The sequence below is a fragment of the Enterococcus ureilyticus genome, assembly GCF_001730315.1.
In the GTDB taxonomy this organism is placed as follows: Bacteria; Bacillota; Bacilli; order Lactobacillales; family Enterococcaceae; genus Enterococcus_L; species Enterococcus_L ureilyticus.
In genome coordinates, this window is record NZ_MIKC01000012.1 from 210656 (window position 1) to 237075 (window position 26420).

Here is a 26420-nt window from a genome sequence, read left to right on the forward strand (position 1 = left end):
TTGAAAAAAGGAGTGATAAAGTTGGACAATTATGAAGAGCTACTTGGTAAATTGATGGAAAAATTGGCTGAACCAAACCAAACACAACCACCAATATTATCAAGCGCTCAAAAGATTCCAGTAGGAATTTCAAATCGGCATATCCACTTATCCCAAATAGATGTAGAAAAATTATTTGGTTATGGCTATCAATTAACGAAATTAAAGGATCTTTCTCAGCCAGGACAATTTGCTTGTAAAGAAACCGTAATGGTTTGTGGGCCAAGAGGGGCGATTGAAAAGGTTCGCATTTTAGGGCCAGTAAGAAAAAAAACACAAGTTGAAATTTTACAAAGCGATTCGTTTAAATTAGGAGTGAAAGCCCCGTTGCGTTTATCCGGAGATTTAGCTGGATCAGGTAATGTCACACTTATTGGTCCTAAAGGATCGGCAGAAATTGTTGAAGGTACGATTGTTGCAAAACGTCATATTCACATGCTGCCACATGAAGCTACTCAATTTGGTGTTCGTGATGGTGAATCCGTAACAATCGAGTTTTCAGGAGAACGAGGCGGGACCTTAGCAAATGTCATTATCCGCGCAGTTGAGAACTCTGGCTTAGAGTGCCACATTGATACGGAAGAAGCCAATGCACTAGGAATAACGCCAAATACTGAAATTGTGATCAAAAAAAATAACATATAGAATCTTAGGAGGAAATTATAATGAAATCAGATGCACTAGGAATGATCGAGACAAAAGGATTAATTGGTTCAATTGAGGCGGCAGATGCAATGGTCAAAGCAGCTAACGTATCATTAGTAGGAAAAGAATTAGTTGGAGGTGGCATTGTGACCGTGATGGTACGTGGCGATGTCGGTGCTGTCAAAGCTGCCACAGATGCAGGTGCAGCAGCAGCCCAACGTGTTGGTGAACTATTATCAGTCCACGTAATTCCTCGTCCACACTCAGAAGTTGAAAATATCTTGCCTATTACGCAAGCGTAACAAATAAAATTCTGAAAAAGGCGAAACACAGCAAAAATTTATGTGTTTCGTCTTTTTTATTCAATAAAAGGAGACATTACATGAAAAAGACAATTATAATTGGCGCAAACCATGCAGGTATTGCTGCAGCCAATGCACTGTTGGAAAATTATCCAGAACAAGAAGTGACCATGATCGATAAAAACTCTAATCTTAGTTATTTAGGCTGTGGAACAGCACTCTGGGTAGGTCGGAAAATCGAATCATATGAACAATTATTTTATACAAATAAAGAAGAATTTGAAGCAAAAGGAGCAAATGTTTATTTAGAAACCGCTGTTGACCAAATCGATTTTTACGATAAAAAAGTTTTTTGCAAAGCAAGTGATGGCTCTCATTTTTGTAAAAACTATGATACGTTGATTTTAGCAACAGGTTCAATCCCAATTACACCGCAAATACCTGGGAATACTTTAGAAAATATTCACTTTTTGAAAAAGTTTCAAGATGGTCAAATAGTGGATCAATTAGTTGGTATGGCTTCCATTAGAAAAGTTGCGGTTATAGGCGCAGGTTATATAGGTGTTGAAATTGCTGAGGCCATTAAAAGACGTGGAAAAGACGTTTTACTTTTCGATGGCGCACCACGTTCTTTGTCCAGTTATTATGATCCAGATTTTACAGCTGAAATGGATCTTAATTTATCCGAAAATGGGATCGAACTACACTTTGATGAAATCGCCAATGCCTACAAAGGATCAGAGAAAGTTGAAGCAATTGTAACGAACAAAGGGGAATATGCTGTTGATTTAGTGATTAATGCTATTGGCTTTTTACCAAATAATGACTTAGGTAAAAATCATCTAGAGTTGTTTGGAAATGGCGCTTATCTTGTTGATGAATACCAGCAAACAAGTGATCCATCTGTTTATGCAGTGGGAGATTGTGCGACTCTCTACTCTAATGCGTTAGGGAAAACTACTTATATTGCTTTAGCAACAAATGCTGTAAGATCTGGCATTGTCGCAGGCCATAATGTTGGTGGCGCTTCACTTGCATCCATCGGCGTTCAAGGTTCAAATGGAATTTCTATTTTTGGCTTGAACATGGTTTCTACTGGTCTTTCATTAGAAGCTGCCAAAAAATATCAGATAGAAGTTTTGTATACAGATTATACTGATTTGCAAAAACCAGCATTTATGAATGATAATGATTCGGTTTCGATCCGAATTGTTTATGAAAAAGGAAGTCGTCGTATTATCGGTGCGCAAATGTCGTCACGTACAGATATTTCGATGGCGATTCATCTATTCTCTCTTGCAATCCAAAAGAGCATGACTATTGATGAACTAAAACTGCTAGATTTATTCTTTTTACCACATTTTAATCAACCCTACAATTATATTACGATGGCTGCTTTAAATGCAAAATAATCGTTTTATACCGTAACGGGCCTGTCTAATGAATTACGAGTAAGGTGTAGCATTGGGAAAATTACCAGAAATTGAAGAATTTAGTCTAGAACCGCTGATTATCGGCGGTTCTATTTTTCTCTGAAACAAGGAGTATTTCTATCGAAAATATCATAAATTTTTAGTTTTTTTTAATGAAACCGTATTTATTTTATTTTTTAAATCAACTCTATTGACATCGAAAGGTATTTGCATTAATATCAAATAGCATTAGTTACTAATACTGTTAGCTATTAGTTGTGAAAGTAATTATTTTGAAAGAAGGAGGAGTCATATGTCATTCGCAGAAGAGGCCGAACAAGAGCTGATGCGCTTAATGGTTCAAAATCGACATAGCGCATTTAGTAGACTGGAAAAGAGTAATCAAGGTGAGAGTATTGTCATCAAATTTCTTGCTCGTCATGGCAAACCGACTAGCCCAAAACATCTAGCTGAATCGCTTAATTTGTCTAGCGCTCGTATTGCAGTTGTTTTAGGTAGTTTAGAAAAAAAAGGTCAAATTGAGCGCAATATGGATCCAAATGATCGTCGCCGTATTAATGTCACTTTAACGGATTGTGGCAAAAAAGCAGCCAAGTTTCAAAAAAAAGAAATGCGCGATAAGATTGTTAAAATTTTTAAATTGATGGGAGAGCCGGACACAAAACAGTTCATCGAGCTAACTGCGAAATTCGTAGACTACTCCCAACAAATTTCCCGGAAAGAGGAAGGTGACCAATAGTGAAGATTTTTAAATATCTCGGCAAATACTGGTATGCGGTCATCGCAGTTCTTGTGCTTTTAGTTGTACAGGCAAATAGTGATTTAAGCTTACCAAAGTTAACATCGGGAATCGTCGATGTCGGAATTCAACAAGGAGGGCTTGAATACTCCACACCTGAAAAGATTAGAAAAACAACTCTTCAGGGAATTGAAATGTTTATGACGGATGATGAGAAGAAAACGATTGAAGACAATTATAAACAAACAACTGAAAAAATCGATGGCAAAGAAGTTGAAGTGTATCAATTAAATCTTCAAGACAATATGACAAAAGCAAAGCTTGCAGATATTTTTAACCTGCCAATGATGATGTTAGGAACATCTCAATCAAAAGATTCTTCTAGTGGAAGTGAAGCCAAAGCAATCATTGAAGACTATAAGGCGATTGGAGAAGATGCAGCTAAGGCAAAACAACTTGGGGAAGAAGCAACAGCTTTAGGAGAACAGGCAAAAGCGGCAGGTGAAGCAGCTGCCTCTGCAACAGATATTGCTACAGCAACCCAAGAAGGAACGCAAGCACAAGAATTAGCTGCCCAAGCACAGGCAAAAGGTGAAGCAGCAAAAGACCTAGCAGATTCAATCAAAACAAAGACAGCAGCTATGCCAGCAAAAGTTGAAGCCGCTCGTAAAGCAACAGAAAAAAGTTTAGGTGATCTCGGTGCAGATTCAATGAAAACTGTGGGCATTCAACTAACATTAGCTGAATATAAAGCACTAGATATGAATACCCAACAAATTCAAACAGATTATATGGTCAAAACCGGAACAAAAATGGTTCTTTTAACTCTTGTATCAGCTATAGCTGCGATCATTGTAGGATTGATTGCTTCATTAGTTGCTGCATCAGTTGGTCGAAATTTACGGGTAGGACAATACAAACGCACACTACAATTTTCGAATACTGAGATGGAGAAATTTTCTCCTGCTTCATTGATCACACGTAATACGAACGACATCCAACAAATGCAAATGGGGATCGTGATGATCATGCGCATTGTGTTATATGCTCCGATCTTAGGTATTGGTGGGATCTACAATGTCTATCAAACAGGAACAGGCATGGGCTGGATTGTCGGAGTGGCAGTTGCCGCTGTGTTAGTTTTGGTAGGTAGCCTACTATTAACAACAATGCCTAAGTTTAAAGCATTACAAAACTTAGTCGATAGAGTAAACTTGGTTTCTCGTGAAATCATTACTGGTTTGCCTGTTATCCGTGCGTTTTCTCGTGAAAAATTCGAAGAAAAACGTTTTGATCGTGCGAACACTGATTTAATGAAAACTCAATTATTTGTTAACCGTGCAATGTCTATCATGATGCCTGTCATGATGTTATTGATGAATGGTATTTCTGTTTTGATCGTGTGGGTCGGTGGACATAATATGAATAACGGTCAACTCCAAGTGGGGGATATGATGGCCTTTATCACCTATACAATGCAAATTGTGATGGCCTTTATGATGTTATCAATGGTTTCAATTATTTTACCTCGTGCCAACGTTGCTGCTGGACGTGTGGAAGAAGTACTTGAAACAGAACCAACTATCAAAGATCCTGAACACCCTAAAGATGACCATGACTTTAAAGGTGAAGTGAAATTTGAAGCGGTAGAATTCCGATATGGAGATGCGGATGAAGATGTCTTGCATCATATCAACTTTACTGCTAAACCAGGTCAAACAACTGCTTTGATTGGCTCCACTGGTTCAGGTAAATCAACTATCGTTAACTTGATTCCACGTTTGTTCGATGTAACTGGCGGAAGAATCACGATTGATGGAATCGACATTCGCGAAATGAGTTTGCATAAGCTTCATGAAATTATTGGATTTGTGCCTCAAAAAGGGATTCTATTCTCTGGTGACATTGCTTCTAATATTAAATTTGGTGATGCAGACATAACAGATGAACAAATGAGAAAAGCAGCTGAAATTGCACAAGCAGAAGAATTTATTGATTCAAATGAAAAAGGCTATGATCGCGAAATTTCTCAAGGAGGAACGAATGTTTCTGGTGGTCAAAAACAACGTCTATCAATTGCTCGTGCCTTAGCGAAAAATCCTAAAATTTTGATCTTTGATGATTCATTCTCTGCACTCGATAATAAAACTGATGTGGCATTACGTAAAGCTTTATCTGAAAATATCAAAGGCGCCACACAAATCATCGTTGCCCAAAAAATCTCAACAATTCTTCATGCAGATAACATTATTGTATTAAATGAAGGTCGCATTGTAGATCATGGAACACACGATGAATTGATGAAATCATCCACTGTCTATCAAGAAATTGCCCAATCACAATTGAGCAATGCTGAATTAGGCATAGAAGAAGCTGAGTAGGGAGGAGCGAAAAATAATGGCAGAACAAACACAAAATCGCCCTCGTGGCGGACGCGGACCTGGAAATGGCGCTCCAGTGGAAAAAGCTAAAGATTTTAAAGGAACACTAAAAAAATTAATCTCCTATATTGGTGCTTATAAAATACCTGTTTTCTTTGTAATGATCTTTGCAATTGCGTCAACCATCTTTAATATCTGGGGCCCAAAAATCTTATCACAAGCGATCACAGAATTATTCAATGGTTTGATTAAAAAATATCAAGGGACTGGCGGGATTGATTTTAGTAAAATCGGCGGGATTTTACTATTCATGTTAGGACTTTACCTAGCAGCTTCAGCCTTTGGGATCATCCAAGGTTGGATCATGTCAACGATTTCGCAAAAAATAACCTATCGGATGCGTAAAGAAATTTCAGAAAAAATCAATCGTATGCCAATGAATTACTTTGAAAGTCGTACAACAGGAGAAGTCTTGTCTCGCATTACCAATGACGTGGATACCTTAGGACAATCATTGAACCAATCAATCACACAATTGATTACATCCGTCTTTACCATTATTGGGGTTATCGTCATGATGCTCTCGATTTCTGTGCAAATGACTGGTATTGCCATTTTGATTGTGCCAATTTCAATGATTTTAATTATGATTGTTGTGAAAAATTCGCAAAAATACTTTAAAACCCAACAAGAATATCTTGGGGTGATCAATGGTAAAGTGGAAGAAACAATTGGCGGCTACAATATCGTACGTTTATTCAATGATGAAGAAAATTCCTTGAATGATTTTGAAGAACAAAATAATATCCTATTCAAATCAGCCTGGAAATCTCAATTTCTTTCTGGTTTGATGCAACCAATCATGAACTTTGTAGGAAACCTCGGATATGTTGCAGTGGCAATTTTTGGTGGGATCTTAGCCTATAACGGAACCATTACCGTTGGGGACATTCAAGCTTTTATCCAATATGTTCGTAACTTGACACAACCTATTGCTCAATTGGCTCAAGTCTCTAACTTACTTCAGTCAATGGCTGCCGCTGCTGAACGTGTTTTTGAATTTCTTGAAGAAGATGAGGAAGCACAAACTGTACCAAATCCTGTTAAGATCGATAAAGCCAAAGGAATGGTCGATTTTGACCATGTTCGTTTTGGTTATACACCAGATAAAATCATTATCAACGATTTTAGTTCACATGTTGATCCAGGTCAAACCGTGGCAATTGTTGGTCCAACAGGCGCTGGTAAGACCACAATGGTCAAATTATTAATGCGTTTTTACGATGTGACATCTGGTGCGATTAAAATCGATGGTCATAATATTAAAGACTTTAACCGTGCAGATTTACGTAAAAATATTGGAATGGTTTTACAAGACACTTGGTTATTCAAAGGAACGATCATGGAAAACTTGCGTTACGGTCGTTTAGATGCAACGGATGAAGAAGTATATGAAGCAGCCAAAGCCGCTCATGTTCATCACTTTATCCAAACATTACCTGGTGGCTACAACATGGAATTAAATGAGGAATCTTCCAATATTTCTCAAGGGCAAAAACAATTATTAACAATAGCTCGTGCAATTTTAGCAGATAAACCAATCTTGATTCTTGATGAAGCGACTTCTTCTGTAGATACAAGAACGGAAGGATTGATACAAGGCGCCATGAACAACTTAATGGCGGGGCGTACATCATTCGTTATTGCTCACCGATTGTCAACCATCAAAGATGCAGATAAAATTCTTTATATGCAAGATGGTGATATCAAAGAACAAGGAACTCATGAGGAATTACTTGCTCAAGGTGGCTATTATGCATCACTTTACAATTCACAATTTGAAGAGTTGGATGAATAAAATAAGATAAAAAGCTAGAAATGACTTCCTACCGTCATTTCTGGCTTTTTGTTTATAGATTATAGTGTTTTATCTATGATAAAATAGAACGTGTATCACCTGATCAATAGTGTATAAGAGAAAAAAGCTTAAGGGGGAGCATGTGAAAAAAAAAATAATCGTCACGGGTGCAACAGGCTTTTTAGGTCAGTACGTTATTCAAGAATTAGTTGCACAACATTATGATGTGATTGCAGTTGGTAGAAATAAAGCTCAGTTGGACTTTTTAGAGGAAGAATATACTATTACACCTTTAATGCTAGATTTAAATCATAGAAGTGAAGTTTTTAGATTGTGGCCTAAAGAGGTATCAGCGTGTCTACATTGTGCTGCGCTGTCAACAGTTTATGGACCATATGAAGATTTTTACGAAGCAAATGTAGCAGTAACAAAAAACGTAATCGAGGCTTCAATTGCCAAACAAGTAAAACGCTTGGTGTTTGTGTCATCTCCTAGTATTTACGCTAAATGCAAAGACGACTTTAACATTAAAGAAGTAGATTTAACGAATAAAGCCTTCGATCCGCCGTATTTAAATAATTATATTCAAACAAAAATCGAAGCGGAAAGGCTACTTCATCACTATCAAGAAGAGATTGAACTCGTAATCGTTCGCCCTAGAGGCTTGTTTGGAATTGGTGACACCAGTATCTTTCCTAGATTGATGGCAGTCAATCAAAAAATTGGCATCCCATTATTTCGTAATGGGCAAGGCAATATCATGGACCTAACATGTGTAGAAAACGTTGCCTATGCCCTCAGACTATGTGTTGAGGCAAATGGAATAAATGGCTGCATTTTTAATATCACGAATGATGAGCCTATTTCTTTCAAACGACTGATTGATCGAATTTTTCAGCTTTTGGGTGAAGAGGTCCATTATCGTCAATTTAATGAACAGTTTATTTATAAAATTGCACATTTATTAGAAAAATTCCATTATTTATTCAAACTAAAAAAAGAACCGCTATTGACACGTTATACGGTCAGTATTTTGGCTTATAGCCAAACATTGGATATTCGTTTTGCAAAAGAGAAATTAGGGTATCAACCGATCATGACGATCGATGAAGGAATCCAAAAATATATTACGGATTATAAAATGAAACTGGATGGGTGAAAAAAATGAACTTTACAATCGTTGGGTCAGGCAGTTATTTGCCTGAAAGAGTTGTTTTATCAAATGAAATCGATCAGCAGTTTGGACTGGAACCAGGAGAAACAAAACGAAGAACAGGCATTGCCAAACGTCATTTTTACGATGAGGGAACATCCAAATTGGCGGCAAAATCTGTCAGAGCGGCCCTAAAGGATGCACAAATGAATTACCAAGAGTTAGATATTATGATTTGTGCTTCAGGTACATTTGAACAGCCAATTCCGTGTACGGCTAGCTTGATTGCAGAGCATTTTTTAGCAGAGAATCATCAGATTCCCTGCTTTGATGTGAATGCAACCTGCTTGAGTTTTATTAGTGCTTGCGAAATCGCACAAGCTTTTATTGAAACAGGTAAATATAAAACGATTTTAGTTGTTTCAGCTGAAGCTGGGGATGATGCACTTGATCCAACTGAATTTGAAAGTAGCGCTTTGATTGGAAATGCTAGTGCCGCTTTCATTTTTTCTACGGCTGAACAACCAAAGGCACAATATGACGTAGAAGTGTTGAGTGCAAAATTCATGACATATCCCGAATATGCCCATAGTGCCGAGATCAAAGCGGGAGGGAGTGCTGATTTTATTCCTGAGCATGAACAAGACCGATATTTTCATATGGATGGTTTTGAATTAATTAAAGCAATGCGCCGTAAATTGCCAGAATTTCTTGGCGAACTTTTATCAGAAGGCAGTACAGAAGTCTCAGAAATTGATTTTGTGGTGCCTCACCAAGCCAGTGGTCCTGGTATGAAAATTGCTGCGCGAATGGCTAAATTTTCGCACACACAAATGGTTGATATTATTGAAGAAACTGGAAATACAATTGCGGCATCAATCCCGTTTACATTCGAACATTTATTAAAACGAGAAGACCAATTTCAAGATAAGTTGGTACTTTTATTAGGAACAGGTGCGGGGATGTCAATTGGGGGACAATTATTGAAGGTGAATCGCCGATGATCCGTCATATCAACATAATAAAAACAGGATCTGCCAGACAACGGCCTTTTTTGACAATGGCAGGTGGTTCTTTCCAAAAAAAAGAATACCCCATTTACTGTATTGAGCTGGAACATGAAACCAAAGGGAAAATCTTGATTGATACCGGCTATGGAACCCACTTTTTATCTCGATTAAAAAAACTGCCCCAAACTGTTTATGGAAAATTATTCATAGAAAAAGAGCAGAAAAAAATGGAAAAACAAATGCTTTTAAACTCAGATTATGATTGGCTATTCTTATCTCATTTCCATCCGGACCATCTGGGTGGGGTATGTGAAGTAAACTATCGTCAACTCAAATTATCAGCTGCCATTGAGCAATTGAAAAAGCAACCACGTGTCATGCAATTACGTCAAGGTTTTTTTCGGGAATTATTACCGCAATCCTTTGAGCAAATGAACTATTTTGAAGCAGCTCCGTTGATAGAACTTTTTGAGTTAAAACTGAATGCGCATGATCTTTTTGGTGATCAAAGTATTTGTGCAATTAACATGCCAGGACATGCTTTAGGACAATTTATTTTTTATCTACAAACGATTCAAGGGCCAGTATTGTTAGCAATCGATGTTGCTTGGCACTTAGAATCAATTACCGAAGGTCGGCTGCCAAATAGATTAACAAAAGTAATTGTTCATGATTTTGCTCAGATGAAACAAGATATAACCTGTTTAGCTCAGATCCATGAACAACAGCCAGAGCTGCCCATTTTCTTATCTCATTGTGAAACGTCGCTTACTCAGCTACTTGAATGGAACCAAAAACGAGGAGGCGCAATCGTTGGATATCAAGAAAATTAAACCATTTTTGAGGACGTATATTGACCTTTCTTATCAGGATTATTTAAGCAAAAAGCGCCCAAAAAAATTTCGTCATTATCAAAAGAAACGATTACAAAAACATTTAGAAAAAATTGTTCCTAAATCCCCATTTTATAGTCGTTTTGTAAATGAATCTGGTAAAATTGTTTACGATCAGTTTCCGATAATCAACAAGGACGTGATGATGAATGAATTCGATACATTGAACACGAAACGAATCTCATTAAAACAGGCGAAGCAAGTGGCTCTAAAGGCAGAAGAAAATCGAGATTTTGCACCGAAAATCGGAACGATTTCCGTTGGCCTTTCTTCGGGTACGACAGGAAACCAAGGCGTTTTTTTAGTGAGTGATCAAGAAACAATCCAATGGTCAGCAGCGATGATGAAAAAAGCGATTGATCGACGGAAATTTCGAGGAGAAACGATTGTCATTGCATTTTTCATGCGAGCCAATAATAATTTATATGAAACAATCAATCAGGGCAAAATTCGGCTGCATTTTTTTGACTTGATGAATCCTATCGATGAAAATTTAGCTAGACTTGATCAACTGAAGCCAAACGTTATTGTAGCGCAACCTTCTATGTTGCGCTTGATCGCTGCTTTTTATGGAGATCATTCATTAGAATACAAGCTAAAAGAAGTATTCAGTATTGCAGAAGTACTAGAAGAAATGGATCGAGTATACATTGAAACAAGCTTATCCTGTCGTCTAAAAGAAATTTATCAAGCAACAGAAGGATTCCTAGGCATCAGTTGTCATCATGGAACATTACACTTAAATGAGGACATTGTGTTTATTGAAAAAGAATATCTCTCTGAAACATCTAATCGATTTATTCCAATCATAACGGATTTATACCGAACCACACAACCATTGATCCGTTATCGTCATACTGATATCCTGATTGAGCGTAAAACACCATGTCCTTGTGGTAGCTCATTTATTGCACTAGAAAAAATTGAAGGCAGAGAAGATGATTGCTTTATTTTCTATGTTGAGAATGAAGTGCAGATTGTTTTTCCAGACTTCATCCGCTATGCAATAGCACGGAGCAGTGATAAAATTCTACAATTTCAATGCATTCAGCAAACAAAAGAACGTATTGATCTTAAATTAGAGTTATCATCAGCTAGTTCTGAGCAAACGATTATTCCAATCGTTATAGATCAGTTAAACAAAGTATTTCCATCAAGCTTACAGACTCGGATCAACATAAATGTAAGCATTGGTAACCTGACCAATGAGTATGGTAAGAAAATGCGGCGTGTTATCTCATACGTAAAAAGGAGTGACTAATGGATGCGTATAGTTTTAACAGGGGGGCGTTCCCCTTTGGCGCTGTTTTTTGGGCAGAAATTAAAGCAGATGGGTCATGAAATGTATATGCTGGAACACTTTAGTCCAACATTTGCCAATTATACAAATATTTTCACAAAAATTGAAGTGATTGCACCACCCGCGCAACAGTTTGAAACTTTTAGAAAAGAAGTTCTATCTTTTATAGAGAGAAATGCCATCGATCTTCTTTTACCGATAAATGAAGAAACCCTTTACTATGGATTACTTCAAGAAGAGATCCAACATAGGGGGACTAGCTTTTTGATTGGTGAACAAGAATTACTAAATACACTACACAATAAATTGACGTTTATCACTTGGTGTGAAGCGATTGGATTGTTAGTACCAAAAAGTGAGTTGTATGTGGCGCAGGCTGTTGATTTTTCTAAGCAATTAGTCAAGCCTATCTATTCGCGCTTTGGTCAATCTGTGTTCTTTTCTGAAGAAGCTATTACTACGATAGATTCTGAAAACTATATCGTACAGGAAAAAATTGAAGGACAGCAAATCTGTCTCTCACTGATGCTCAAAAACGGTCAACTGATTTCTGCTTGTGCCTATGATACAAATCTAGGAATCGAAAACTTTGCCAGCATTACGTATGTACCGTTTGAGCATCCTAAATTAACGCAGATCATTGAAATTTTGAGTCAACATTTAAGCCAAAATGGTTTTTTTAGCTTTGATTTTATGTTTGATGGCACAACCTTTTATCCGATTGAATGTAACCCACGTCTAACGTTTGGTGCTGTTTTGGATAATGAACGGATCATTGCAGGCCTTTTAGATACGCCTGTCAAAGAAATAAACAAAAGGATAACGACATCTTATGGAATCAAACTGCTTTGGCTAGGTAAAATAATCACACAAAAAAACTGGCGAAAAACATATCCGACTTATCTTAAAACACAAGATGTCTTGGCGGAAGCATTTGTTTGGCAGACCTGGCTGATGCTGCCATGGGTCTTAGCTCAATATTTTCTTAAAGCAAAAAAACAAAAATTAAGCATAACCGATTTTGTTGTACAGGATATTTCGTATCAAGTAGATAAAAATGAGGGAACGGAGGGATCGGATGAATGACGTTCGTTTGTATTCAAAAACCGATTTTTCTAAATGTCAATTGACTCAGCATCCTTTATATAGCTATATTCAAACCTTTCTAAACCATGATATTTCCTGTCTAGTAGAAAACTGTAGGAATGCCACTTGCTACGCAATCGAATTTGGTAAAGAGCTTATTTTGGTTGTGGATGCACAGTTTCAGGCAGGACAAACATATCCGACATCCTTAAGAGCGCAATATTTAGATTATGCCCAAGAAGAATTAGCGTTGACTGAGATAAAAGGGCAAAAACTATTGTCAGGGGCTTTCCGACTATTAAAGACGATTGTACCTCAAAAAATAGATGAAGCCGTTTATGTAGGAAACTATTTAGTATCGACAAACCTTTTTCCAAATTTTACGCTGGAAGAAGTACAGGCAATCGAGCTTCTTTTGAATAAACATTTCCCAAATAAAACGATTGTTTATCGTTCACAAAATAGCTTTCTAAATCAAGAACTAATGGAACATCTGGATGTATTAGACTATCAACCCTTTATATCACGACAGGTTTTCATTGCACATCAAGCCCAAGTAATCAAACGCAAAAAGAGTTTCAAAAAAGACTGTAAATTGGCAAAGGACACAATGTTTGATATACGAATAGACTTTGATGTAGAAAACTATACTGAACGGATTATCGAACTATACTCGCAATTGTATATTTCAAAATACTCTAAGATCAATCCGCTGTATACAACTGTGTTTATTGAAGCGATGACAGATGCTCAAAATACTCAATTTATAGGCATTTTTGATGATGAAAAACTGATTGGAGTCACGATGAGTTGGTCTTTTGACGGCGTCTTGACCGTTCCCATTTTAGGCTATGATTTGAGTTATCCAAAGGAGGCTGGTATTTATCGATTATTAACGTATTTTACGCTCCTTCGTGTGAATGACGAGCAGATATTTCATATGAGTTCAGGAGTGGGGCCCTTTAAGCTTTCAAGAGGGGCTGAATATTTTCCAGAGTATATTTACTATAAACGGGTACCTTCAGCTAAAGGATACACTTGTTCTTTTTGGTTATTGCAGAAGCTGAATAAGATTTTAATCCGTATAAGCAAAAAAAAAGTATTTTAACAAGAGTAAGCGGAAAAGCTGATCAAATTTCTTAAGGGTTATTGTCAGGGAATCTTTTGTTTTGGTATAATTCATTCTATAGAAGTGGAGGAATGTAAGTATGATAAAAGTAGCTATCATCGGGTATGGGAACCTAGGGCGTGGGGTTGAGCGCGCAATCAAACAAAATGAAGATATGGAACTGGTAGGTGTTTACACAAGAAGAACTCCGGAAAGTGTTCAAACAGAAGGCGCAAAAGCCTTTACAATGGATCAACTAACATTAAAAAAAGGGGACATTGATGTCTGTATTTTGTGCGGAGGTTCAGCAACAGACTTACCCACACAAACGCCAGAATGGACGCATTTATTCAATACCATTGACAGTTTCGATACACATGCGAAAATACCAGAACATTTTACCAAGGTGGATCAAGTCGCAAAAGAAAATCAAACGACTTCAATCATTTCGACTGGTTGGGATCCTGGTTTATTTAGCTTAAATCGTTTATATGCGCAAAGTATTTTACCAGTTGGAGAGACAAACACATTTTGGGGAAAAGGTGTTAGTCAGGGACATTCAGACGCTTTAAGACGAATCGAAGGCGTAATAGATGCTGTTCAATATACCATTCCAAATAGTGAAGTTATTAAAAAACTAAAAGCTGGAGAACAATTGACTTTAACGACTCGTGATAAACATTTTAGAGAATGTTTTGTGGTATTGGAAGTGGGTGCTGAGGAAGAAAAAATTCGTGAGGAAATCATCTCGATGCCAAATTATTTTGCTGATTATGATACAGAAGTTCATTTTATTTCACAGAGTGAACTAGACCAAGAACACAAAGCAATGCCTCATGGCGGAACGGTTCTTCACACTGGAATAACACATAAAAATACCAAACAAGTTATCGAATACAATTTGGACTTACAAAGTAACCCAGAATTTACTGCGAGTGTATTGGTAGCCTATGCGAGAGCGTGTGTTCGCTTAGCAAAAGAAAAACAATTTGGTGCATATACTGTTTTGGATATTCCGCCGAAGTATTTATCACCTCGAACAGACGAGGAATTACGGAAAGAATTATTGTAGAAATCAGCCAAAAACAGAGAATTCTTATTTATAAGATTCTCTGTTTTTTGTGTAATCGAATTAAAAATAGTTAATGCTTATCGGTTGCCTCAATCAACGTATTTAAAACGTACTCTATGTCTTCCTGTGTGCCACGAAGTTCATAATCTGCTAAAAAAGGAAAATTAAATTTTTGAGCATATTGTTTAGCAGTTAGACAATATTGATGATTAAAATTTTTATTACCACTACCGACAACTCCCAAACAATAACGAAAGTTTTCATGAAAGTCCAAATACTCTCGCATTGTGTCTGTTAAAATTTCCGTATCACCATTATCTAAGCCATTTCCTCCACCTAAATAAGTTGGAACAAAAGTGAAAAAAGAACTTTCCTCATCTTCAAAAACAGAGTTTTCATGAATTTCTTGTACGTCAATTTGTATAGCATACTGCTTAGAAGCGTATTCAGCAAGACGCTTAACAAAAGAACGCGTATTGCCAGATATTGATATATAAAGGATCTTCAAACTTAAAACCTCCCTAAACTAAAAGTGGAGTGAACTCGTTTAGCTCTGACAGAAAAATAGGAAACGAAGAGTGAGGTGCATTTTGCCTCATTCTTATTCTAACTATAATAAAGAATAACCAAGTTTACAACTTTTTTTTAGATTAGAATGAGATAATTAGATTAAAACTATATTTCGTCTGTTCTATTATTTATCAATCCTTATTTCCTTACATATAAAGACCCCAGGAAAATACACGGCAGCAACGATAATCTTTCTTTTGATTGCTAAAGTGATCGCTACCTATTTTGGTATTTTATAAGATTAAGTAAAACAATACTTATGATAAAATTTGAGCTTGGGATGTAAGTGCTAAGCTCAAAGAATTTTTCCACTTAAAATAGAAACATACGTGCATCTTTACTTTTTCAGGATATCATGTTAAAGTTCTAGTGTTATCTCAAAAGAAGATAAACACAAAAAATTAAATAGAACCCATCACAAAGGGGAGCCCATGGCTGAGAATGAGTAACCACTCTAAACCCTTGAACCTGTTCGTTAGTACGAGCGTAGGAATTGTGATGGAGTAAATAAATTCGTTTACTCCTCCTTTGTGAATTGGTCGTTCTACAGGGAGGATTTTTTTATGCAAAGAAAAGCAGCGTTACAAATTTGGATTGAAGGAACGATAGTTGCTGCAATCGCAATGGTTTTGTCATTTATTCCGATGAACATTGGTAGTAGCTTTTCCATATCGTTAGGCATGATTCCAATCACATTATATGCTTTGCGAAGAGGAGCCAAAGCAGGATTTTTTTCTGCTTTCATTTGGGGATTACTTCATTTTCCATCAGCCCAAGTGTACTATTTAACGCCACTTCAAGTCATAATTGAATATATCTTAGCTTTTGGTTTTGCCGGTTTTGCGGGGCTTTATAGTGGGAAATTACAACAAACGATCAAAGCAGGAGACTTTAGAAAGAGCAGTCGCATTATTCTTTATGCAACATTTTTAGGTACGGCAATGCGTTATTTTTGGCATTTTCTTGCTGGAGTTATTTTCTGGGGCAGTTTTGCTTTGTGGGGGATGAATCCTTGGTTGTTTTCATTTATAATGAATGGCTTAAGCGGGTTGGCTACTGCAATTGCAACATCAGTAGTTCTGCTATTGGTGCTTAAGATCAATCCTAAGCTGTTTGTTCCTACGAGTATGTCTCGATTTGAAAAGAGCTAAAAATAAAGTTGAGTGAATAGTCCGAGCTAGAACGTGTACGTTTTGGCTCGATTTTTATTTGTCTTGACCTTATTTTCATTAAATTTTTTTATAGAGCCCGTTAGTCTATGTTACAATAAAAATAAAAAAGGATCAGGGAGTAAATGAAAAGAATTAGGTATGGGTTGTTATTTATTTGTATAGTTGGGCTTTTTTTAATTATTGGTGACAAACATGTGTCTGCAGAATCTTATATTGAAGATCAAACTGGAAAAATCAATCAAGAAACTAAAGAGTATGTTTCTAACTTAAATCAAGAAAAATTTTCAGTTCTAGAAGGTAAGCCGGAATATGGTGTTGTCATCACTCATGATGTGGAACCTCAAGGAAATAGCCTGGAATTACATTTAGGCAATAAATTTAGAAATTTTGATTTTCAAACTAGAAATGCTCCTGTAAATAGTCTTCTCATCTTTGTTTTAGCGCAAGACGAGGTATACTTTGCGCATGGTGAAAAACTTACTTCAATATTTGAGCCGTTGAATGAAGATGAAAAACTGAAACATCAATTATTAGAATTGATCAAAACAGATAACTATAACGAAGCAGTCATCGAAGCAAGTGATCGTGTCTACGCCGATGTAAAAAAAGCTTATGCGGAAAAGGGACTAGCAAAAATCACGCAAGACAGTGATAAAATCAGAGCAGATAAAAAAAAGCAAAAAGAATTTGGGAACATGAAACGGATCATCACAGTGGCCGCAGTGGTTTTTCTTATTGGGATGGCGTATATCATCTATTTGCGCTACAAGAACAACGGTGTGAAAAGACAGTTTTACTTACACAAGATACTGCCCAATAGATTAGTGAAAGATGCACTGTTTAATCAAAAAGACTTTGATCATTGGTTAAAAAGCAGTCAGAATGTTTATAATAGATATTCTAATAAAAATGAAGCGCTCAGAGCGTTAAAATACTATTGTATGTACTATTTTTTTCCAAAAAAAATCAATCAATTAGGAACTATCTCTGATCAACGAAAGAACATACTAAAAAGGATGATAACAAATCAAGAGATTGGAGACAATCTTTTTGCTAATTATTTTGAAAATGAACAATTTACCTTCCTGATGTTTAACTTAATGATAACAGATGCTCAAAAAGTATCAGACGCTTATGCTGAGAACCTTCTTAGTCGTTTAAGTCAGTTTGTTTCTGAATATGATATCGATGACGAGGTCTTAGAATCAAAGTGTTCGCTGATACCAAAATATAAACTGAGTCTGTATGAAGAAGCAAAAGAGGTCATAGTAAAAAAACAAGAACAAGCAGACTATTTAGTTGAAAATATGATTGCAAATAAGAGTTATGAGCAGTTGTTAGATGGATTGCCTGAGGAACTGGAAAAGGTGACGTCTAGTTGTTTAAAAGTAGCTATTTTCAACGTTGATTTAGAACAGGTTTATGAATTGAAACCAATTTATAAAGAGATCATTGAAAATGATTTTTCAGATGAAGATCTAGCGGAAACGATGTTTAGTATCAGAATAGGTTATGCAACGAATCGTACGTCAATACTTAAATTGCAAGAGGTTGTAAAATCAGTCATTATTAACATGCAGGATACAATCAAAGACAGGAATAAAAGACAGACAACAGTTGTTCGATTTGATTTTGGGGAGAGGGATGTAAAAACCACTTTTCGTCCGAAGAGTAAGAATCGTTTTTTTGATTGAGAAGAGTTCATAACGTTAGTTAAATTAGCTTAAAGTCTTACGTAATGAAAAATTGTAGCGATTATCCAGCCTAGCTTGATAATCGCTACAATTTTTGCTGTACTTGAATATATTCTATGATGAAAATCAATTAATTTTACTCAACTTATCTAACTCCTGTATTTCATTCCATGTTTTGTCCATTAAATCGATTGATAAAGCATCCAATGTGGTGAAACGGTTTGATGGATAATTAAAACAAACACTAAAAAGATTCCAATCACAATGGTTAGGCATAACATCAAGTGATTTTTTATAAAATTTTTCATTAACTATTCCTCCTGCAACTAAGATTTAAGCCTAACTTTGCATTACTCGCTTAAATGATAACTTAGAAGTTGCTTCTACCAAATAATAAAGCTGGTTACTAGTTAGAAAATAAAAACAGAGTAGAAAAATCTACTCTGTAAAAATCAAGTTTATTCGTTCCCTTTTACATCTGCATCCAAGTTGGTTCTAGAGAGTTGCCATCAGGATCTTGTACTTCAAGACCAAACATTTGATCTTCTGAAATCCCCATATCAACTTTGTAAAAGTCACCGCCGTTGGCCTTTGCAGTTTCACCAAATTTTTTCACCGCTTCAGCACTATCCAAACTAAAAGCGATCAATGTAGCACTAGTTGTTTTAGTATCTGCAATTGTTTTATCCTTAATAAACTTACTGTAAAACGCATGATTTAAGAGCATGATCCAAAAGTTATCATCCCACACCATCGAACTTGTTTCGTCTGTAGAAAAGTCTTGATTCTTTTTAAACCCTAATTTTTCATAAAACTCAGTAGAACGTTTTACGTCAGTGACTGGGAAATTTACAAAAACCATTGTTGCCATAAGATCCAACCTTCTCTCATTTTTTGTTGATTACGACTAGAGCATCTCATGTGTTTATTTTTTTGTCAAAAATAACGGATTAAATGAAAACTGTTATTTAAATCGATGGCATAGGCTTTCTTTTTTTATAAATCTTCATTTATTTCCAATTTAATCACAAAAATAGTTGACTTTTTGTTTGCGAAATAGAATGATAAGGTAGGGAGTAAAAATTGTAGAAATAGGAGATAAACATGAAAAGTTGTCAGTCATGTCAGCATGAAAATTACGAGGATGCAGTCTATTGTGAAAACTGTGGACTACAATTTGAAGTAAGCCAAAAAGTAGAAGAGGACAGCAAAATAGTTTGTTCATGTGGTTCATTGATAGAAGAAGAGGCTCGATTTTGTCCTGCCTGTGGTGAATCAGTATCGCACACAAATTCACTGCAATCAGAAGGAAGTAAAACGAGTAAGAATAAAGTGCGAATGAAAAAAAGTCAAAGAGTTTTCTTAGCAATCATTGCAATCCTTTTCTGTTTAGTTATAGGAAGCTATTTTACAGCAAAAAATTATTACAGTAAAGAGAACCAGCTAAAACGAATGATAGAGATCGTGAGGAATAAAGATATCAATCAAATGGAAAAATTGACCGTTTCAACAGATCCTAATTATCAAATAACAAAAAATGAATTAAAAAGATATTTCGCTTATTATGAACACAACGAGCATAAAGAAGCCTTTTCTAAATTAATTTTGCAGTTAGAAACTGGGGATAAGCAGACAGGTGAGTTATCATTATTAAGAAGTGGCAGGAAGTTTTTGCTTTTTGATGCCTATCAATGGGAACTAAAACCTGGGTATATCACCATTACAGCAAACCAGAAGGATATGCAGTTATTTTTGGATGACCAAGAAAAAGAACGAACCGATCAGGATCTATTTCAGACAGTCTGGGGCCCCTTAACGCCGACAGAATATACTATCAAGGGAGAATTATTAGGTGAGCAAAGTGAAACAACAGTTGATTTAATTCAAGCTCACCATACTGGCTTAATTAAAATGAATCAAGTTGATCTTGACTTTCGCAAGCTTTCATTTAAAGTAAAAACCAATATCTCTGATGCAGAAGTGTTTATCAATGACAAAAAAATTGGTCAACTTTCTAATGGGGAATATGAAGTAAAAAATCAAATTTGGAATCAGGGAATGACTGTTCGATTAAAAAAAACATTAGCAGATAAAAGCATTATCGAAACAAAACAACACACGATTGATGGGCTATCTTTTGATGCTAGCGAATATGATCCCGAATCGTATGCATCGATCATTGAGCTGGATTTCTCAGGAATCAAAGGAAAATCAGAGGTTGAAGCCTTTTTGTCCCATTTCTATGGAGATGTCTCTAGTTATACAGGATCTTATTCAACGTATGATGAAACAACCAAACAAACATTTTCTACTTACTTTACAGATACTAAAAGCAATGTTGAGTACCAAGACTTTGATACATTCATTCAATCTGTGCGTGATAGTAAAAGCAAGAGTTCAGTAAGTGGAACTCCTACGGTGGAATCTGTTAAAATGAATGGTAAAGATTGTTATGATGTGCAATACTTGATCAAGTATAAGACCCATTACAAAGAGTATAAACAAAACGATGTGACACAAATTTTTCGCTATCAAAAGGCAACGCTGAGGTATAATGACACAGAAAAGCAGTTCAATATTCAAAGTTTAGGCGGAAAAGAAAACTTTGAAATCGTTGATAATGGTGGAATTGAATGAACAGATTAACGATTTATTAGTACGACTTACAGGCTATTTTTGTCAGCTTTTGTGTAAAGCGTTTAATTTTAGGAGGGACAATTATCAATCATAAAAAGACGATTATCAGTGCAGTATTCATTTTATTAGTGATTATTGGCATTAGTTTAGCGGTGATTTTATTGTTTAGTCAAAAAGAAGGAACAAATCATCAAGAAAGCTCTTTAACTAAAACGATTGAAGAAACAACGATTACAACTAAAGAAAGTAAAATTATTCTTGAAAATAATCAAGATAAAGTAATTGAAGAAATGATCGCTTCGATGAGTGCGGAAGAAAAAGTTGGACAATTATTTTTAGCTCGTGTCCCAATGGAAGACCAGTTGGAAAATATTCAAAATTATCATTTAGGTGGTTATCTTTTATTTGGTCGAGATATGGAGACTGAAACGCCAGTATCATTAAAAGAAAAAATTGCTTCTTACCAATCTGTAAGTAAACTCCCACTATTTATAGCTTCTGACGAAGAAGGTGGAACAGTTTCACGTTTAAGTGGAGGAATCGATTTAATTCCGGAGGCGTTTAAATCACCTCAAGAAATCTACCAACAAGCAGGTTGGGAAGGGATTCGTTCAGAAATTCAGAAGAAAGCAGAAGTTTTACACTCATATGGTATTCAAGGTGGCTTGTTTCCAGATGCTGATGTAGCAACTGATCCCCAAGCCTTTATTTATGATCGAACTTTAGGGTTGGATGCCCAACAAACAAGTGAATATGTAAGAATTAGTGTAGAAGAATTAAAAAAGGGAAAATTAGTATCAACGCTAAAGCATTTTCCAGGTTATGGGAATAATCGTGATTCTCATATAGAAATCGTCTATGATGATCGTACGTTGGAAGAATTAAGAACAAATGACTTTTTACCATTTAAAGCAGGTATTGCTGCGGGTGCGGATAGTGTTCTTGTTTCTCATAATATCATTACGAGTATTGATGCAACTATGCCAGCATCAATTTCTCAGCCTATTCATGACATTTTGCGAAATGAGTTAGGTTTTCAAGGTGTGATCATGACAGATGATATGGATATGGCAGGTTTAGCTAATTTTATTTCTCAAGAAGAAGCGGGTTTAGCTGCTTTAAAGGCAGGGAATGATTTGATTTTATCTTCTTCGTTTCAAGAACAAATCCCTTTTGTTTTACAAGGAATCGAACAAGGTACTTATACGATGAAAGAGCTGGATCAGTCCGTTTATCGAGTATTAAAAATGAAAATGGAGATAGGATTAATAAAAGGGTAGAGGTGTAAAAAATGAATAATTGTAATCGTTGCGGAAAAGAAGTTAAAAAGGAAGCTAAGTTTTGTCCAGCCTGTGGTCAAAGCCAAATAACAGAATCTGGTGTAACAAAGTCTGGAGAAACAGTGTTGGAAAAAAGCGTTCAATTACAACAAAATCTAAATGAACAATTAAAAACGAATCAAACTGTTCAACAGCTAAAAAAAGAGAGCAAAAATTATTTCCGTTGGTTAAATGCCCAGATAAAAGAGGAAAACGCGGTACAAATAAAAACAATACCAATTTTTGGCGTAGTTAATTTTTTATTATTGATTGTTCTTAATAGTATTGCGATCAGTCGAAGTGTTGCTGAAATTCGTTATTCTAAAGAAATAGTATTGTTGTTAAGTGCTTATTTTTTTGTTTTTATCTTACTCTTTTTCCTAATAATGAATAAGCTCCTGAAAAAGGATGTATCGTTCCTAACTGCGTTTGGGTGGCTTTTTAGTCCAGCAAGTTTGACGGTATATGTTAGTCTATTTTCAGTGTTGATTGCTTTTCTAGTAACTAATTCTTTCCAGATTGTTGCAGGGCTATTTTTCCTATCTGCTTTAATCGTCAGTTTATCTTTTACAGATAATATTTGGAAAAGAGAGGGAGCTTTGGGACGATTTAGTTTGACATTGTTGTTATTATTATTTTCTTTTATCGTACTTTCTTTTTCCTGTTTATTATTAGGTGATTCGCAGTTGATTACGATTGTTCTCTTTAACTTGTTTGGATAAACGAAAATCAAGACAGCTCAGTGTAAAAAGTGAGCTGTCTTTTGTGCAGAATCATCTTAGATTAAATTTGGGTTCATTTTTTGATAGTTAGCGAGTTTATAAGCCAAATTTTTGTCATAGTCTTGGTTGAAGAAACTAAGATATAAACGATCAAAGATGGACATCAAAGACATTCGAGTGGAAAAAGATGAAATTTTATTGTAATGATTTTCCATTGATGAAAAATAAAAGACACCGTCCACTTTTTCCTGTAACAATGGACTATGCAATGAGGTAATCAATAAAATTTTACACTGATTCTTTTTTAAGATTTTAAGAATTTTTTTGACACTTGAGCCACGCCCTTCGTAAGAGACTACAATGGCTAAATGATTAGGTGTGCTATTTGCAGCCGTTAGGTTTTGCCGATAATCATCAATTGGTACATTGATGTTGCGACCGATTTCCTGCATTTGAAATTGAAAATTTTGAGCAAAGTAAATATTTGCTGATGATGCATAGATATCGACAATATTTGCTTCTTCAAGTAAAGCGCTACTAAGTGCTAACATTTCAACATCATTGGTATCAATTGTCGACTGAATAGTCTGTTCATAAACTGTTTTGAGTTTTTGGGTCATAGCATAGTGATTATCCTCAGCAGAAATGGGGTAGTCAATATCAATCATTGGCTCTGTACCGTGTTCATTCAGATAGGTAACTAGTGCAAATTTAAGATCATTCAAGCCATCAAGATCAAGTTTATTGATCAATCGGTAGATTGTCGAAATCGATACATAAGAATGTACTGCTAATTCTTTTGGAGAAAAATGGATCACTTTTTCAGGAGCATCAAGAATATAGTCAACAAGAACTTGTTCACTCGTTGTGAGTTTATCTAAATTTTTTAGTTTAAGCATAAGATTCATGGGATAGACACCTTTCAATTCAGTCTGTATAAGTGAATTATACCTGAATATGACTGAATGTGTGAATCATAAAAAGATAGCTCCGTTTTTTTGATTCAGATCTACTTCTAACAGATTAAAGTAATTCAGCTAAAGCCGTTGCTATGCCATCTTCATTGTTTGATGTTGTGATCTTATCCGCTACATCTTTTAATTCATCAACCGCATTGCCCATTGCAATCCCCAGGCCTGCGTAATTGATTAAAGAGAGATCATTATGCCCATCACCAAATGAAACGATGTGCTCTCTATGAATGCCCAGAGGCTTCAAGGTTTGCTCCAAAGCATTCGCCTTATCAATACCTTGGTCAGTGAATTCAAAGTACATCGGTGCAGAGAACATGCCACTAACGGATTGCTTAAATGGTGCAAGTATTTCTTCCCAGTGTTCTTCTAAATATTCTGGCTGAGCAGCAACTAGGATTTTGTGTAGTGGGAAATCAACAAAAGCTGCTAAATCTTCTTTTTCACACAACTGGAAATTACCGCCACGTGATTCATATTCAATAATATTAAATAGCCCGTCAGTAGCCCCTAAGTCTAACATGCCGTCGAACACATTATTGACGTACATATATTCATCTTTAGCAATCATCGGCTTTACATCGAATGATTTTAGATGCTCTAAAATTTTCTTGCTATTTTCGATTGAAAGAGGTTGACTAAAAAGTTCTTTTTGGCTACAGACATCAAGAACGTGAGCGCCATTATAGGATACAATCATCCCGTCGTATTGGTTCATTTGCAGTTCATCCACGAATTTTAACATTCCAGGGGTAGGTCGACCAGAAGCTAAGATGACTTTGATTCCCTTTTCTTGAGCCTTGATCAACGCTTCTTTCGTTTTTTTCATCAATTTTTTGTCATCATTTAAGAGTGTGCCATCAATATCTAGTACAATTGCTTTTATGTCCATTTTATTTCCTCCAATAAGCATCGATTTTATAGTTTTAAATTGTTAATTCTAGACGATTTCCTTCAGGATCGGCAACGACCGATTCATAATAGCCATCACCAGTTGTACGAGCAGGGCTTAATAGTTCATATCCTTCCGTAACCAAGATATTGGTTAGATTATCAACACTATCTTTGCTCCCTAAAGAGATTGCTAAATGAGCAAATCCTAAACCCTCATTCTCAGAAAGGTGTTGAACAACATCAACTCTTCTCATGATTTCAAGTCTTGCACCATCCGTAAATGTCAGAAAATAGGATTGAAAGCTCGTTTTTTTATTATGATAAAGAGCTGAAGAGTGCGCATCAAAATAGGTTTCATAAAACGTCCGCATCTTCTCCAAGTCAGCTACCCATAAGCCAATATGTTCAATTTTCATTGTAAAGTCTCCTTTAATCGTTAGTTGTGAGTATAGTATATAGGAAAACGAAATCAAAAAGCAGACTTTCTAGAAGGTTGAAAGAATCTTCTCAAGATTGCTCGTTCTTAAAGACTAAATATGATAATTTTCATTCAAGATTTTTTGATAATTCCTCATTGATGGCTCTATCTAAAGTTTCAAGAATCGTGAATACAGAATTAGTCAGAGGGACAAGATCTTTTTTTGAAACGATTGCCATAGAAAGTTGCATTAAATAAATATCACCTGACCATTTTTCTTTATGTAAGGTCAAATAGTTAATCAAGGACTGCCGGTAAGCTGCTTTTTGATTGGTTAAGATTAAATCGAAAACGTCAGGAATAACAGAGATAGTAAAGTCAGGAACCAACTGCTTTTTTTTGTAGAACGCTTCGACTTTTTTAACCGTTTCAGCGACTGTTTTAGGATTTGAAAAAATCAAGTGTTTTTGATGAGGATTCGTTGTAGTGTGTTCGAGTAATGGATGCTCTACACGAATAATTGGTACACCTTTGATCGATTCCTGTTGAATCAAGTTGGAATACATAGTGCAAGTAATAATGACGTTGCAGACATTTTTTGTTATTTTACCTTCAATAAATTGAGTGAGTCTTTCTTTTGTGATGATCTCAAAAAAATCTGTCATGACATAATGCTCTAAAATAACATTGTCTTTATCTTGAAATAGTTGAGTCAAATAGGGGATGTTAGAAGAATGAGCGTGAATACAAATTATTATTTTCAAGTGTTTACCTCCCAGCGAATAATCATAAATAATAGCTACTATACTTCATAGTATACGTTACTTTCTTCATTTTAGTAGTTTCTTTTAGAATAGAGAACCAAGCATTGTTGACAGAGAGAAAAAGATCATGATATAGTAAAAGCATAAAAAGACGAAGTGAGGGATCCGTGCATTGAAAAATTAAGTCAATTTGTTGAAGCTGCATTCAGACTGTAACTTGAGCTATCTCAGGGGAGCAGT

General features: G+C 35.8%; 25 protein-coding genes and 1 riboswitch. Of the genes, 18 read left to right on the forward strand and 7 right to left on the reverse strand.

The window, feature by feature from the left end:
* The first annotated feature begins 21 nt into the window (after positions 1–21).
* The 13 genes from BCR24_RS07500 (at position 22) to BCR24_RS07560 (ending at position 15019) form a co-directional block, all read left to right on the forward strand.
* Positions 22–684: a phosphate propanoyltransferase gene (locus BCR24_RS07500; RefSeq protein ID WP_069639927.1), complete on the forward strand. Its 663-nt coding sequence runs from the start codon at positions 22–24 to the stop codon at positions 682–684.
* Positions 685–704: 20 nt separating this feature from the next.
* Positions 705–986 (forward strand): ethanolamine utilization microcompartment protein EutM, encoded by a 282-nt coding sequence (gene eutM / locus BCR24_RS07505; protein ID WP_025868624.1) that lies wholly within the window; start codon positions 705–707, stop codon positions 984–986.
* Positions 987–1066: 80 nt separating this feature from the next.
* Positions 1067–2398 (forward strand): H2O-forming NADH oxidase, encoded by a 1332-nt coding sequence (nox, locus tag BCR24_RS07510; protein ID WP_069639928.1) that lies wholly within the window; start codon positions 1067–1069, stop codon positions 2396–2398.
* Between the two features lie 313 nt (positions 2399–2711).
* Positions 2712–3158: a MarR family winged helix-turn-helix transcriptional regulator gene (locus BCR24_RS07515; RefSeq protein WP_069639929.1), complete on the forward strand. Its 447-nt coding sequence runs from the start codon at positions 2712–2714 to the stop codon at positions 3156–3158.
* Positions 3158–5539, forward strand: a complete 2382-nt coding sequence (locus BCR24_RS07520; RefSeq protein ID WP_069639930.1) for an ABC transporter ATP-binding protein — start codon at positions 3158–3160, stop codon at positions 5537–5539. The genes BCR24_RS07515 and BCR24_RS07520 overlap by 1 nt, the downstream gene beginning before the upstream one ends.
* Before the next feature lie 16 nt (positions 5540–5555).
* Positions 5556–7397: an ABC transporter ATP-binding protein gene (locus BCR24_RS07525; RefSeq protein ID WP_069639931.1), complete on the forward strand. Its 1842-nt coding sequence runs from the start codon at positions 5556–5558 to the stop codon at positions 7395–7397.
* Between the two features lie 142 nt (positions 7398–7539).
* Positions 7540–8556: an NAD-dependent epimerase/dehydratase family protein gene (locus tag BCR24_RS07530; protein WP_069639932.1), complete on the forward strand. Its 1017-nt coding sequence runs from the start codon at positions 7540–7542 to the stop codon at positions 8554–8556.
* A 5-nt stretch (positions 8557–8561) separates the two neighbouring features.
* A complete protein-coding gene (locus tag BCR24_RS07535) occupies positions 8562–9554 on the forward strand; it encodes a 3-oxoacyl-[acyl-carrier-protein] synthase III C-terminal domain-containing protein (protein WP_069639933.1) in 993 nt (330 codons plus the stop codon).
* Positions 9551–10393, forward strand: a complete 843-nt coding sequence (locus BCR24_RS07540; RefSeq protein ID WP_069639934.1) for an MBL fold metallo-hydrolase — start codon at positions 9551–9553, stop codon at positions 10391–10393. The genes BCR24_RS07535 and BCR24_RS07540 overlap by 4 nt, the downstream gene beginning before the upstream one ends.
* Positions 10374–11714 (forward strand): F390 synthetase-related protein, encoded by a 1341-nt coding sequence (locus BCR24_RS07545; RefSeq protein WP_157804624.1) that lies wholly within the window; start codon positions 10374–10376, stop codon positions 11712–11714. The genes BCR24_RS07540 and BCR24_RS07545 overlap by 20 nt, the downstream gene beginning before the upstream one ends.
* A 3-nt stretch (positions 11715–11717) precedes the next feature.
* Positions 11718–12839 carry an ATP-grasp domain-containing protein gene (locus BCR24_RS07550; RefSeq protein ID WP_069639935.1) on the forward strand — a complete coding sequence of 374 codons (1122 nt, stop codon included), beginning with the start codon at positions 11718–11720 and terminating at the stop codon, positions 12837–12839.
* On the forward strand, positions 12832–13947 hold the full coding sequence (locus BCR24_RS07555) for a hypothetical protein (protein ID WP_069639936.1): 1116 nt from the start codon (positions 12832–12834) through the stop codon (positions 13945–13947). The genes BCR24_RS07550 and BCR24_RS07555 overlap by 8 nt, the downstream gene beginning before the upstream one ends.
* Positions 13948–14047: 100 nt before the next feature.
* Positions 14048–15019, forward strand: a complete 972-nt coding sequence (locus BCR24_RS07560) for a diaminopimelate dehydrogenase (RefSeq protein WP_069639937.1) — start codon at positions 14048–14050, stop codon at positions 15017–15019.
* A 70-nt stretch (positions 15020–15089) separates the two neighbouring features.
* Here BCR24_RS07560 and nrdI read toward each other — a convergent pair whose 3' ends face one another.
* Complete coding sequence (nrdI, locus tag BCR24_RS07565) at positions 15090–15527, reverse strand: class Ib ribonucleoside-diphosphate reductase assembly flavoprotein NrdI (RefSeq protein ID WP_069639938.1); 438 nt, start codon at positions 15525–15527, stop codon at positions 15090–15092.
* 473 nt (positions 15528–16000) lie between these two features.
* Positions 16001–16099: riboswitch (TPP riboswitch) on the forward strand.
* A 53-nt stretch (positions 16100–16152) separates the two neighbouring features.
* On the opposite strand from nrdI, the gene thiT reads away from it, so the two are divergent.
* Positions 16153–16740 carry an energy-coupled thiamine transporter ThiT gene (thiT, locus tag BCR24_RS07570; RefSeq protein WP_069639939.1) on the forward strand — a complete coding sequence of 196 codons (588 nt, stop codon included), beginning with the start codon at positions 16153–16155 and terminating at the stop codon, positions 16738–16740.
* Positions 16741–16883: 143 nt separating this feature from the next.
* Positions 16884–18455 (forward strand): hypothetical protein, encoded by a 1572-nt coding sequence (locus tag BCR24_RS07575; protein ID WP_069639940.1) that lies wholly within the window; start codon positions 16884–16886, stop codon positions 18453–18455.
* Positions 18456–18637: 182 nt separating this feature from the next.
* On the opposite strand, the gene BCR24_RS17275 is transcribed toward BCR24_RS07575, so the two are convergent.
* The gene (locus tag BCR24_RS17275; protein WP_275579374.1) at positions 18638–18763 is read right to left on the reverse strand and encodes a hypothetical protein; all 126 of its coding nucleotides are present in this window, start codon (positions 18761–18763) and stop codon (positions 18638–18640) included.
* Positions 18764–18927: 164 nt separating this feature from the next.
* On the reverse strand, positions 18928–19326 hold the full coding sequence (locus tag BCR24_RS07580) for a VOC family protein (RefSeq protein WP_069639941.1): 399 nt from the start codon (positions 19324–19326) through the stop codon (positions 18928–18930).
* Positions 19327–19559: 233 nt separating this feature from the next.
* Between BCR24_RS07580 and BCR24_RS07585 the strand changes: the two genes are divergently transcribed.
* The 3 genes from BCR24_RS07585 to BCR24_RS07595 all read left to right on the forward strand — a co-directional run bounded on the left by BCR24_RS07585 (position 19560) and on the right by BCR24_RS07595 (position 23133).
* The gene (locus tag BCR24_RS07585; protein ID WP_069639942.1) at positions 19560–21092 is read left to right on the forward strand and encodes a zinc ribbon domain-containing protein; all 1533 of its coding nucleotides are present in this window, start codon (positions 19560–19562) and stop codon (positions 21090–21092) included.
* 128 nt (positions 21093–21220) lie between these two features.
* Positions 21221–22372 (forward strand): glycoside hydrolase family 3 protein, encoded by a 1152-nt coding sequence (locus BCR24_RS07590; RefSeq protein ID WP_240604477.1) that lies wholly within the window; start codon positions 21221–21223, stop codon positions 22370–22372.
* 11 nt (positions 22373–22383) lie between these two features.
* Positions 22384–23133, forward strand: a complete 750-nt coding sequence (locus BCR24_RS07595) for a zinc ribbon domain-containing protein (protein ID WP_069639944.1) — start codon at positions 22384–22386, stop codon at positions 23131–23133.
* 56 nt (positions 23134–23189) lie between these two features.
* Here the strand turns inward: BCR24_RS07595 and BCR24_RS07600 are convergent, their stop codons facing one another.
* The 4 genes from BCR24_RS07600 to BCR24_RS07615 all read right to left on the reverse strand — a co-directional run bounded on the left by BCR24_RS07600 (position 23190) and on the right by BCR24_RS07615 (position 26180).
* Positions 23190–24041, reverse strand: coding sequence for a MurR/RpiR family transcriptional regulator (locus BCR24_RS07600; protein WP_069639945.1), 852 nt, complete (start codon positions 24039–24041; stop codon positions 23190–23192).
* A 115-nt stretch (positions 24042–24156) separates the two neighbouring features.
* On the reverse strand, positions 24157–24996 hold the full coding sequence (locus tag BCR24_RS07605; RefSeq protein WP_069639946.1) for a Cof-type HAD-IIB family hydrolase: 840 nt from the start codon (positions 24994–24996) through the stop codon (positions 24157–24159).
* Positions 24997–25030: 34 nt separating this feature from the next.
* On the reverse strand, positions 25031–25414 hold the full coding sequence (locus BCR24_RS07610; RefSeq protein ID WP_069639947.1) for a VOC family protein: 384 nt from the start codon (positions 25412–25414) through the stop codon (positions 25031–25033).
* Between the two features lie 130 nt (positions 25415–25544).
* A complete protein-coding gene (locus BCR24_RS07615; protein ID WP_069639948.1) occupies positions 25545–26180 on the reverse strand; it encodes a hypothetical protein in 636 nt (211 codons plus the stop codon).
* Positions 26181–26420 lie beyond the last annotated feature (240 nt).

Excerpts from the sequence above, each read along its gene's own strand:
- BCR24_RS07580 (WP_069639941.1), bottom strand. The coding sequence starts at position 19,326 with ATGGCAACAATGGTTTTTGTAAATTTCCCAGTCACTGACGTAAAACGT.
- BCR24_RS07595 (WP_069639944.1), top strand. The coding sequence starts at position 22,384 with ATGAATAATTGTAATCGTTGCGGAAAAGAAGTTAAAAAGGAAGCTAAG.
- BCR24_RS07515 (WP_069639929.1), top strand. The coding sequence starts at position 2,712 with ATGTCATTCGCAGAAGAGGCCGAACAAGAGCTGATGCGCTTAATGGTT.
- thiT (WP_069639939.1), top strand. The coding sequence starts at position 16,153 with ATGCAAAGAAAAGCAGCGTTACAAATTTGGATTGAAGGAACGATAGTT.
- BCR24_RS07575 (WP_069639940.1), top strand. The coding sequence starts at position 16,884 with ATGAAAAGAATTAGGTATGGGTTGTTATTTATTTGTATAGTTGGGCTT.
- BCR24_RS07560 (WP_069639937.1), top strand. The coding sequence starts at position 14,048 with ATGATAAAAGTAGCTATCATCGGGTATGGGAACCTAGGGCGTGGGGTT.
- BCR24_RS07585 (WP_069639942.1), top strand. The coding sequence starts at position 19,560 with ATGAAAAGTTGTCAGTCATGTCAGCATGAAAATTACGAGGATGCAGTC.
- BCR24_RS07555 (WP_069639936.1), top strand. The coding sequence starts at position 12,832 with ATGAATGACGTTCGTTTGTATTCAAAAACCGATTTTTCTAAATGTCAA.
- BCR24_RS07610 (WP_069639947.1), bottom strand. The coding sequence starts at position 25,414 with ATGAAAATTGAACATATTGGCTTATGGGTAGCTGACTTGGAGAAGATG.
- BCR24_RS07550 (WP_069639935.1), top strand. The coding sequence starts at position 11,718 with ATGCGTATAGTTTTAACAGGGGGGCGTTCCCCTTTGGCGCTGTTTTTT.
- BCR24_RS17275 (WP_275579374.1), bottom strand. The coding sequence starts at position 18,763 with ATGAAAAATTTTATAAAAAATCACTTGATGTTATGCCTAACCATTGTG.
- BCR24_RS07540 (WP_069639934.1), top strand. The coding sequence starts at position 9,551 with ATGATCCGTCATATCAACATAATAAAAACAGGATCTGCCAGACAACGG.
- BCR24_RS07605 (WP_069639946.1), bottom strand. The coding sequence starts at position 24,996 with ATGGACATAAAAGCAATTGTACTAGATATTGATGGCACACTCTTAAAT.
- BCR24_RS07525 (WP_069639931.1), top strand. The coding sequence starts at position 5,556 with ATGGCAGAACAAACACAAAATCGCCCTCGTGGCGGACGCGGACCTGGA.
- eutM (WP_025868624.1), top strand. The coding sequence starts at position 705 with ATGAAATCAGATGCACTAGGAATGATCGAGACAAAAGGATTAATTGGT.
- nox (WP_069639928.1), top strand. The coding sequence starts at position 1,067 with ATGAAAAAGACAATTATAATTGGCGCAAACCATGCAGGTATTGCTGCA.
- BCR24_RS07535 (WP_069639933.1), top strand. The coding sequence starts at position 8,562 with ATGAACTTTACAATCGTTGGGTCAGGCAGTTATTTGCCTGAAAGAGTT.
- BCR24_RS07600 (WP_069639945.1), bottom strand. The coding sequence starts at position 24,041 with ATGAATCTTATGCTTAAACTAAAAAATTTAGATAAACTCACAACGAGT.